At 71.1% G+C, this 8,904-nt stretch carries 11 protein-coding genes; 6 read left to right on the forward strand and 5 right to left on the reverse strand.

Features of this window, described 5'->3' with window-relative positions; genetic code table 11:
* Positions 1-127: 127 nt before the first annotated feature.
* Positions 128-697: a peptide deformylase gene (gene def, locus AB0K36_RS34100; RefSeq protein ID WP_364601604.1), complete on the reverse strand. Its 570-nt coding sequence runs from the start codon at positions 695-697 to the stop codon at positions 128-130.
* 126 nt (positions 698-823) lie between these two features.
* Between def and AB0K36_RS34105 the strand changes: the two genes are divergently transcribed.
* The 5 genes from AB0K36_RS34105 to AB0K36_RS34125 all read left to right on the forward strand — a co-directional run bounded on the left by AB0K36_RS34105 (position 824) and on the right by AB0K36_RS34125 (position 5,376).
* A complete protein-coding gene (locus AB0K36_RS34105; protein WP_189469923.1) occupies positions 824-2,062 on the forward strand; it encodes a MurT ligase domain-containing protein in 1,239 nt (412 codons plus the stop codon).
* 30 nt (positions 2,063-2,092) lie between these two features.
* Positions 2,093-2,821 carry a type 1 glutamine amidotransferase gene (locus AB0K36_RS34110; RefSeq protein ID WP_005320403.1) on the forward strand — a complete coding sequence of 243 codons (729 nt, stop codon included), beginning with the start codon at positions 2,093-2,095 and terminating at the stop codon, positions 2,819-2,821.
* Between the two features lie 187 nt (positions 2,822-3,008).
* Positions 3,009-4,034 carry a 6-phosphofructokinase gene (locus AB0K36_RS34115; protein WP_364601606.1) on the forward strand — a complete coding sequence of 342 codons (1,026 nt, stop codon included), beginning with the start codon at positions 3,009-3,011 and terminating at the stop codon, positions 4,032-4,034.
* Positions 4,035-4,175: 141 nt separating this feature from the next.
* Complete coding sequence (locus AB0K36_RS34120; RefSeq protein ID WP_189469927.1) at positions 4,176-5,126, forward strand: cytochrome c oxidase assembly protein; 951 nt, start codon at positions 4,176-4,178, stop codon at positions 5,124-5,126.
* A gap of 91 nt (positions 5,127-5,217) precedes the next feature.
* The gene (locus AB0K36_RS34125; RefSeq protein WP_189469930.1) at positions 5,218-5,376 is read left to right on the forward strand and encodes a hypothetical protein; all 159 of its coding nucleotides are present in this window, start codon (positions 5,218-5,220) and stop codon (positions 5,374-5,376) included.
* A gap of 35 nt (positions 5,377-5,411) precedes the next feature.
* On the opposite strand, the gene AB0K36_RS34130 is transcribed toward AB0K36_RS34125, so the two are convergent.
* Complete coding sequence (locus AB0K36_RS34130) at positions 5,412-5,876, reverse strand: SSI family serine proteinase inhibitor (RefSeq protein WP_364601608.1); 465 nt, start codon at positions 5,874-5,876, stop codon at positions 5,412-5,414.
* A 354-nt stretch (positions 5,877-6,230) separates the two neighbouring features.
* Between AB0K36_RS34130 and AB0K36_RS34135 the strand changes: the two genes are divergently transcribed.
* Positions 6,231-6,440, forward strand: coding sequence for a DUF6381 family protein (locus tag AB0K36_RS34135; protein ID WP_189469932.1), 210 nt, complete (start codon positions 6,231-6,233; stop codon positions 6,438-6,440).
* 46 nt (positions 6,441-6,486) lie between these two features.
* Here the strand turns inward: AB0K36_RS34135 and AB0K36_RS34140 are convergent, their stop codons facing one another.
* The 3 genes from AB0K36_RS34140 to AB0K36_RS34150 all read right to left on the reverse strand — a co-directional run bounded on the left by AB0K36_RS34140 (position 6,487) and on the right by AB0K36_RS34150 (position 8,799).
* On the reverse strand, positions 6,487-6,837 hold the full coding sequence (locus AB0K36_RS34140; protein WP_364601610.1) for a PRC-barrel domain containing protein: 351 nt from the start codon (positions 6,835-6,837) through the stop codon (positions 6,487-6,489).
* A gap of 108 nt (positions 6,838-6,945) precedes the next feature.
* A complete protein-coding gene (locus AB0K36_RS34145; RefSeq protein ID WP_364601612.1) occupies positions 6,946-7,650 on the reverse strand; it encodes a class F sortase in 705 nt (234 codons plus the stop codon).
* Positions 7,651-7,854: 204 nt separating this feature from the next.
* The gene (locus tag AB0K36_RS34150; RefSeq protein ID WP_364601614.1) at positions 7,855-8,799 is read right to left on the reverse strand and encodes a nucleoside hydrolase; all 945 of its coding nucleotides are present in this window, start codon (positions 8,797-8,799) and stop codon (positions 7,855-7,857) included.
* Between the last annotated feature and the right edge of the window lie 105 nt (positions 8,800-8,904).

The following is an 8,904-nucleotide window of genomic DNA, read 5'->3' on the forward strand; positions in this document are numbered from 1 at the left end:
TCCAGCCCGCCCGGCGATTGAGGGCACCGCGCGAAGCGCGGTACCGGGTCCGGGCGGAGCCCGGTTCGGGAAGGGGCGGGGAGGGGAACAAGCCCGCCGCAGGCGCCCCGCACCCGCCCCGCAGGCGCTACGCCCCCCGCACCAAGCCCACCCGCTCCGGCGTCCCCCAGGACGCCTTCCGGACCGCCCTCGCCAGCCTCGCCCGCCGCCACGGCGAGAGCCGGTCCGCGTACACCAGCCCCTCCAGGTGGTCGCACTCGTGCTGCAGGCAGCGCGCGAAGAACCCGGTCCCCTCCACCCGTACCGGCTCGCCCTCCCACGTCACGCCCTCGACCACCGCGCGGTCGAAGCGTTCCGTACCCGCCTCCAGGCCGGGCAGCGAGAGACAGCCCTCCGGGCCGCGGACCGTGACGCCGTCCGCCTCCACGAGGCGGGGGTTGACGATGTGTCCGAGGTGGCGGACGTCCTCGTCGTCGGGGCAGTCGTACACGAAGACCCTCGACGCGACGCCGACCTGATTCGCGGCGAGGCCGACCCCCTGGGCCGCGTACATCGTCGCGAAGAGGTCCTCGACGAGTTCCTTCAGTCCCGGGCCGAAGTCGGTCACGGTGTCGCAGGGCTTGTGCAGGACCGGATCCGCGAGCAGGCTCATCGACCTGACGCGTCCGGTACTGCCGGGGATCGGCCGGTTTCGCATGGCGCCCAGCGTACGTTCCCACCCGTTCACCCGTGACCTCCACCTTTTCCGACGGTGCCGCGGTGCGGGCGGCCGACCGGAGCTGGATAGGCTGAGTCCCGACCGATGCAAGGAGGATCAAGGACGATGTCAGGCAACTCGGAGCCCCTGACGCCGCGAGCCAAGCTGGCCGTGACGGCGGGCAAGGCCGCAGCAGCGGTGTCCCGCGCCGCCGGACGCGGCAGCGGATCGGTGATCGGCGGCCGGGTGGCGCTCAAGCTCGACCCCGATCTGCTGGGGAGGCTGGCGCAGCACCTGGACGTGGTCCTCGTTTCTGCGACCAACGGCAAGACCACGACCACGAGGCTGATCGCGGAGGCGCTTCGGGCCAGTGGCCCGGTGGTCTCCAACGCGCTCGGCGCCAACATGCCGGCGGGTATCACCTCCGCCCTGGCGGGCGGCTCGGACGCCCGCTTCGGTGTGATCGAGGTCGACGAGAAGTACCTCGCCGGTGTGGCGAGGGATGTGACGCCCAAGGCCATCGCGCTGCTGAACCTGTCGCGTGACCAGCTGGACCGCGCGGCGGAGACCAGGATGCTGGCCGAGAAGTGGCGTGAGGGGCTTGCCGGTTCGAAGGCGATGGTCATCGCCAACGCGGACGACCCGCTGGTCGTTTGGGCGGCCTCCTCCTCCCCCAACGTCGTGTGGGTCGCCGCCGGCCAGGAGTGGAAGGACGACGCCTGGTCGTGCCCGTCCTGCGGCGGTGTGATGCAGCGCCCTGGCGACGACTGGTTCTGCGGCGAGTGCGGTTTCCGCCGTCCGGCGCCGAGCTGGGTGCTCAGCGGCGACCATGTCATCGACCCGCACGGCTCCGCCTGGCCGATCCACCTCCAGCTGCCCGGCCGCGCGAACAAGGCCAACGCCGCCACCTCCGCCGCCGTCGCGGCCTGCTTCGGTGTGCCGCCGCAGGTGGCCCTGGAGCGCATGTACCAGGTGCAGGCCGTGGCCGGCCGGTACGACGTCGTCTCCTTCCTCGGCCGTGACGTCCGGCTGCTGCTGGCGAAGAACCCGGCCGGCTGGCTCGAGACGTTCTCGCTGATCGACCCGCCGCCGACGCCGGTGATCCTCTCCGTCAACGCCCGCGGCGCGGACGGCACGGACACCTCCTGGCTGTGGGACGTCGACTACACCCGTCTCGCCGGCCACCCGATCTTCGTGATCGGCGACCGCAGGCTGGACCTCGCGGTGCGGCTGGAAGTGGCGGGCCTGGACTTCCGTGTGTGCGAGTCGGTCGACGAGGCGGTGCAGAGCGCCCCGCCCGGCAGGATCGAGCTGATCGCCAACTACACCGCTTTCCAGGACGTACGCCGTCGTGTCGGCAACTGACCGGTGGACGGACGGAGAGGACGTATGAGAATGAGTGACAGCAGCCTGCGTCTGGTGTGGGTCTACCCGGATCTGCTCAGCACCTACGGCGACCAGGGCAACGCCCTCGTGGTGGAGCGCCGGGCCCGGCAGCGCGGTCTCGACGTGATGCGCATCGACGTGCGCAGCGACCAGCCGGTGCCCACCTCCGGCGACATTTATCTGATCGGCGGCGGTGAGGACCGTCCGCAGCGCCTGGCGGCCGAGCGGCTGCGCCGCGACGGCGGCCTGAGCCGGGCGGCGTCGAACGGCGCCATCATCTTCTCGGTCTGCGCCGGCTACCAGATCCTCGGCCACGAGTTCATCAACGACCTCGGTGAGCGCGAGCCGGGCCTCGGTCTGATCGACGTGGTGTCCACCCGCGGCGAGGGCGAGCGCTGCGTCGGCGACGTACTGGCGGACATCGATCCGCAGTTGGGCCTGCCGCAGCTGACCGGCTTCGAGAACCACCAGGGCATCACGCATCTCGGCCCGACGGCGCGCCCGTTCGCCCGGACCGTGCTCGGCCGGGGCAACGGCACCGGCGACGGCACCGAGGGGGCGTACAACGACACCGTCTTCGGCACGTACATGCACGGCCCGGTGATGGCCCGGAACCCGCAGATCGCGGACCTGCTGCTGAAGCTGGCCCTCGATGTGAACGCGCTTCCGCCCACGGACGACCGCTGGTACGAGGCGCTGCGCGCGGAGCGGATCGCGGCCGCGACACAGCCCGCCTGACGGTCCCTCCGCTCACCCGAGCACCCATTCCGCGGCCCCTTCGCTCAGCTGAGCGGAGGGGCCGTGGGCGCGGTCCCACCAGGCGGACGCCCGTTTCGGAACCCCCGCCCCGCGCCGGTAGGGTGGCACGGAACCAACCGGACGACGTGGTCCGGGAGTCCGCCCACGTTGTAAAGGTTTTCGGGCAATGCGCATTGGTGTGCTCACTTCCGGCGGCGACTGCCCCGGTCTGAACGCCGTCATCCGTTCCGTCGTGCACCGCGCCGTAGTCGACCACGGTGACGAGGTCATCGGCTTCCACGACGGCTGGAAGGGCCTCCTGGAGTGCGACTACCGCAAGCTCGACCTGGACGCGGTGGGCGGCATCCTGGCCCGTGGCGGCACGATCCTCGGCTCCTCCCGGGTCCAGCCCGCGCATCTGCGTGACGGCGTGGAGCGGGCCAAGGGGCATGTGGCCGATCTGGGCCTCGACGCGATCATCCCGATCGGCGGTGAGGGCACCCTGAAGGCGGCCCGTCTGCTGTCCGAGGGCGGTCTGCCGATCGTCGGCGTGCCCAAGACGATCGACAACGACATCTCCTCCACCGACGTCACCTTCGGCTTCGACACGGCCGTCGGCGTCGCCACGGAGGCGCTCGACCGCCTGAAGACGACCGCCGAGTCGCACCAGCGCGTCCTGATCGTCGAGGTCATGGGCCGGCACACCGGCTGGATCGCGCTGCACTCCGGCATGGCGGCCGGTGCGCACGCGATCGTGGTGCCGGAGCGCCCCTTCGACATCGAGGAGCTGACCAAGCGGGTCGGTGCGCGCTTCGAGGCGGGCAAGCGGTTCGCCATCGTGGTGGTCGCGGAGGGCGCCAAGCCCCGCGAGGGCTCGATGCGGTGGGACGAGGGCGGCAAGGACATCTACGGCCACCAGCGGTTCGCGGGCGTGGCCCGTCAGCTCTCCGTCGAGCTGGAGGAGCGGCTCGGCAAGGAGGCCCGTCCGGTGATCCTCGGCCACGTACAGCGCGGCGGCACGCCCACCGCCTACGACCGCGTCCTCGCGACCCGGTTCGGGTGGCACGCCGTGGAGGCGGCGCACCGCGGCGAATTCGGCATGATGACGGCGCTGCGCGGCACGGACATCACGATGGTGCCCCTCGCGGAGGCCACCGAGACCCTGAAGACGGTGCCCGAGGAGCGGTACGAAGAGGCCGAGACGGTCCTCTGACCGTCCCGGGAGCCGCACCGGGTCCCCACGAACCGCCCCCGGTCGCAGCCGCGACCGGGGGCGGTTCTACTCTGGTGCGAGCAAGCGGACATCCCGTACGAATCACCGGTACGGATCAGGAAGCCCTCCGGGAGTGCACAGATGGATCACAGCGGGCACGGCACGACGATGGATCTGCCGCCGTTCACGCTGGGGCGGGGCCTCGAGTTCTCACCGGACGTGTTCTTCCTCGTCGGCTGCCTCCTCGCGCTCGGCCTGTACGGCTGGGGTGTCGCACGGCTGCGGAAGCGGGGCGACAGCTGGCCGGTGAGCCGGACGGTCTGGTTCACCGTCGGTGTGCTGAGCATCGCGCTGATGATGTGCACCAAGCTGAACGACTACGGCATGGTCATGTTCAGCGTGCACATGGTGCAGCACATGGTGATCAGCATGCTGTCGCCGATCGTCCTGCTGCTCGGCGCTCCGATCACGCTGGCGCTGCGAGCGCTGCCCGTCGCCGGCCGTGGCCGCAAGGGGCCGCGCGAGGTGCTGCTGATGCTGCTGCACAGCCGCTACATGCGGATCGTCACCCACCCGGTCTTCACGATCCCGCTCTTCATCGCCAGCCTGTACGGGCTGTACTTCACCCCGCTGTTCGACTTCCTGATGGGGTCGAAGACCGGCCACATCGCGATGATGGTGCACTTCCTCGCGGTCGGCCTGGTGTTCTTCTGGCCGATCATGGGCGTGGACCCGGGGCCGCACCGGCCCGGTTATGTGATGCGGATGCTGGAGCTCTTCGCCGGTATGCCCTTCCACGCCTTCTTCGGCATCGCGCTGATGATGGCGACGGAGCCGATGATCGGGGCGTACCGCAATCCGCCGGCGTCGCTGGGCATCGACGCGCTCTCCGACCAGAACGCGGCGGGCGGGATCGCCTGGGCGTTCAGCGAGATCCCGTCCGTGGTGGTGCTGCTCGCGCTGGTCTTCCAGTGGTACCGCTCCGACCAGCGGCTGGCCAAGCGCCGGGACCGGGCGGCGGACCGCGACGGGGACCAGGAGCTCGTGGCGTACAACGCCTATCTCGCCTCGCTCCAGGCACGCGGCAACTGAAGCCCGCGAGTCGTCACCGGCCGGTAGCGCAGGGCCCTCCTCAGGGGCGACGATTGTCCTCGACGGCCCCCGCCGTCGAAGGAGGGCACACATGTCCGGTTCGACGAAAGCGATGGGAGTGCTGACCGTCGGGGCCCTGGTGGTCGTGACGGCGTACACGGCGGCTCTCGGCAGCAACGGCTGGCTCTGGTTCGCCTGGGTGGTGCTCGGGACGGTGACGATCGGAGTGGTGGCCTCGAAGGGCACCTGAGCCGGTCACGCCCCGCCCGGCTGTCGCGGGTCCGGTCAGAAGCGGAAGACGGCCCCGGTCGCCACCGCGAGCTCGCAGGCGTTGGCGAAGGTCTTGTGCCAGGCGGTGGGTCTGCCGCGCCAGGCGCCGGTGGCACTGACCGTCACCGGGTCGTACTGCTTGGTGCACGGGTGCCGCTCCCCCGACAGCCGGTCCAGGTCACCGCGTGCGGCGTCCAGTGCGGCGCACGCGGCAGCCGCCTCGGGATGGGGGCCGGCGGGCACGGGGCTGCAGTGCAGCAGCACGCCGCGGATCCAGGTGTTCTCCGATCCCGACAGGGTCAGGAAAAGCCCGCGCGCCGGCTTGGCGGCCGGGGCCGCGTCGGGGATCACCTCGGGCAGTTCCACGGCAGCGACCGTGCCGGGCCGGTCCGGCACGGGGGAAGCGGACGAGGCAGCGGCCGGAACGGCCGCGGCGGCGGTGAGTAGGGCGGCTGCGGCGAGGGCGGCGCTGCGGTGCATCCGGTGCTCCTGGCGGGGAAGCCGGCTCTCGGCCGGCGCGGGCGGGGCGAGGCATAGAGCACTCCGCGGAGACGGCGGGGGCAACACGCCACGCCGCGCCCTGGCGCGTACGGGTGCTCCGGGTTGCTCCGTACGGCGCCGCCGCACCCGGCGAGCACATTGTCGTACTTCTGTGCCGCCCCGTCGGCCATGCGCGCCACCGCCCCGGACGTCGTTCCGGTCACCATGATGGACGGCATCCGCCATCACCGGATGATCCTTGTTTGTCCGGATACGGCAGGGGCATTCGGCCCTTTGTCAGGTACCGCGCCGTAGTGCGGCGGACGACCCGGCCGCGGACCGCAGGAGGATGTCATGGCCGAGCAGGACAGCCATCGCGTACACGCTGAACACGACAGGGACAAGGCGGAGCGGCTGTTCCAGCAGGCCGGCCGCACCGACGACCCCGAGCAGTCGGAACGGCTCCGCTACCGCGCCGAGCGCCTGCGGGCGCGCAGTGAGGCGGAGCTGCGCCGGGAGCCCGGCGCGCAGTTCGACGACCCGGACGAGGAGGGCCCGCAGTGACCGTCGGGCCCTGCGGGGCGCCGACTGCCCGCAGGGCCGGGCCCGGTCACATGTGACGGCTGGCGTAATGGCGCTCGATCAGCTCGATGTAGTCGGCGTCGTTCTCGTGCTTGCCGCTCTCGAAGTCGGGCGAGTCCTTGACCTCGGCCCTGGTGCACCCCAGCCGTACGGTTTCGTTCCCGGTGTCGATCTGCGAGACCAGCCCGGCGGGCACCAGGACCCGCTTGCCGAGGATCCACGGCCCGGTGTCGACGACAAGGTAGGACCGGCCCACTTCCTCGGTGTGCTTGTCGACCTTGCCGATCGACCCGTCGGACGCCTCGACCGAGTACCCGACGAGCTGCGCCCCGGGCACGTACTGCGCGGTCTCGGGGTAGCCCCACATGTCGCCTGCCATCGTCGCCTCCTCCGCTGCGCGGGCCGGCCCCGCACACCGGCGCGGGTACCCGGGTGCCCTTGCCTGACACCGTCGTCCCCGGGGGCGGGAAGCCGCGTCGGTGCGTCGTCACGCCTTCTTGGAGGAGACCATGTGGGCGAAGACGACCACGTTCTCCTTGTAGTCCTTCGCCTTCTTGTCGTACTCGCCTCCGCAGGTGATCAGCCGCAGTTGCGGGTCGGGGGTATCCGCGTAGACCCGGTCGTCCGGGAAGTCCGACTTGCTGAAGCTCTCGATCTCGTCGACCGAGAAGGTGACGGTCGTACCGTCCTCGCGCACCACGTCCACCAGGCTTCCCGGCTTGAGCGAACCAAGGTTCATGAACACACCGGGCCCGGTCTTCGTGTCGAGGTGCCCGGCGACGATCGCCGCACCGGGCTCCCCCGGTGTCACTCCCTCACGGAACCAGCCGACGAGGTTGCTGTCGTCCGGCGGCGGCGCGTCGAGCTGACCGGACGCGCCGATGGACAAGGGCATGAACGGCGCGTCCACGGCGATCGGAAGGATCTTCAAGCGCGTCGGTTCGGAGCGCGGGAGCCCCGGCCGGGTACTGGCCGAGGGGCTGGGAGCCGCGCTGGGCCCGGTGCTGGGGGCCGAGCCGGGGGCGGCGGACACGGAGATCAGCGGTGCCGCGGCGGGGTCGGCGTCCTCCGTGGTGCCGACGGAGTTGAAGATCAACAGGATGCCGAGCGCGGCAGCGGCCACGGGCCAGAGCAGGGAGCGCCCGCGAGGACGCTTGGCGGCCGGCTCCTTCGGATTCTGTTGCAGGGCCATGAGGGCACACCTTTCACCGGGAGGGGTAGTGGCGACGTCATTCACGGTCGGCCGGTTCGCGCCACCCCACCACCCGAAGCAGCGGCATCCGGGGGATGCTGTGGCCCCGACGAGTGACCCGGGCGGAGTGTTGACGCCTTGGCGCGACAGCCGGTGGTGCGACCACCCCTGACTGACCGTCAGGGCTCCGGCCGATGTGGACGGTCACGGCACGCGCCGGCCGAGTGTCTCGACCGCCGCGATCACGCGGTCCCAGAACCTCTCCACGTCCAGGTCGACCGCGACCAGTGCGTTGACGGGCCGGTCGAGGTACTTGTGCACGTCCACGACGGTCGCCCCGCGCGTGTACCGCCCGTGCAGCTCGACGGCCACGTTCGCCTCGACGCACCGCACGATGTCCGGGTCGATGACCCGGGCCACGGCGACCGGATCGTGCAGCGGAGGGGCGGCGAACCCCCAGAGCCTGCGGTAGGCCGAACCGAAGTACGTCATCAACTCCACGCAGAGACGGGCCAGTCGGGTGTCGAGGCGCTCCAGCCGGGCCAGCACCTCGGCCGTGGCGAGCGCCTGGTGGGTGACGTCGAGGCCGCACATGGTGACCGGCAGACCGCTGCCGAAGACGATGTCGGCGGCTTCGGGGTCGACATGGATGTTGAACTCGGCCGCCGGAGTGGTGTTCCCGAGCCCGATGGAGCCGCCCATCAGCACGATCTCCCGGATGTGCCTGGCACTGTCCGGATGGCGTGTCAGCAGCAGCGCCACGTTGGTCAGGGGACCTGTCGGGACGAGAGTGACCGGCTCGGGATGCGCGGAGAGGACCCTGTGCATGAGGTCCACCGCGTGTTCCGGCACTGCCTCCACCGCCGGTTCCGGGAACCGCGGCCCGTCCAGCCCCGACTCGCCGTGGACGTCTCCCCCGACCCTGAGGGGCTGGACGAGCGGGCGCGCGCAGCCGGCCGCGACGGGCACACCGGTGATCCCCGCGACGGTGCAGACGCGGCGGGCGTTGAGGGTCGTCTTCTCCAGAGTCTGGTTCCCGGCGACCGTGGTGATCGCCAGCAGGTCGACCGCCGGGTCACCGGCGGCCAGCATGAGGGCCAGGGCGTCGTCATGTCCGGGGTCGCAGTCGATGATGACGGGGACGGGCACGGCTCCACCTTGCTGTCGAAAAGGCGGCCGCTGCCCCGGCAGGGGCATCCACGTCCATGACGATCAACGCGCCCGCCGCCCTGCTGCTCCTCCTCTACCAACTCG

This window comes from Streptomyces kurssanovii (genome assembly GCF_040677245.1).
Taxonomy (GTDB): domain Bacteria; phylum Actinomycetota; class Actinomycetes; order Streptomycetales; family Streptomycetaceae; genus Streptomyces; species Streptomyces kurssanovii.

Coding starts and splice junctions, on each gene's coding strand:
- AB0K36_RS34105 (WP_189469923.1), top strand. CDS start 824: ATGTCAGGCAACTCGGAGCCCCTGACGCCGCGAGCCAAGCTGGCCGTG.
- AB0K36_RS34115 (WP_364601606.1), top strand. CDS start 3,009: ATGCGCATTGGTGTGCTCACTTCCGGCGGCGACTGCCCCGGTCTGAAC.
- AB0K36_RS34125 (WP_189469930.1), top strand. CDS start 5,218: ATGTCCGGTTCGACGAAAGCGATGGGAGTGCTGACCGTCGGGGCCCTG.
- AB0K36_RS34120 (WP_189469927.1), top strand. CDS start 4,176: ATGGATCACAGCGGGCACGGCACGACGATGGATCTGCCGCCGTTCACG.
- AB0K36_RS34135 (WP_189469932.1), top strand. CDS start 6,231: ATGGCCGAGCAGGACAGCCATCGCGTACACGCTGAACACGACAGGGAC.
- AB0K36_RS34140 (WP_364601610.1), bottom strand. CDS start 6,837: ATGGCAGGCGACATGTGGGGCTACCCCGAGACCGCGCAGTACGTGCCC.
- def (WP_364601604.1), bottom strand. CDS start 697: ATGCGAAACCGGCCGATCCCCGGCAGTACCGGACGCGTCAGGTCGATG.
- AB0K36_RS34110 (WP_005320403.1), top strand. CDS start 2,093: ATGAGTGACAGCAGCCTGCGTCTGGTGTGGGTCTACCCGGATCTGCTC.
- AB0K36_RS34130 (WP_364601608.1), bottom strand. CDS start 5,876: ATGCACCGCAGCGCCGCCCTCGCCGCAGCCGCCCTACTCACCGCCGCC.
- AB0K36_RS34145 (WP_364601612.1), bottom strand. CDS start 7,650: ATGGCCCTGCAACAGAATCCGAAGGAGCCGGCCGCCAAGCGTCCTCGC.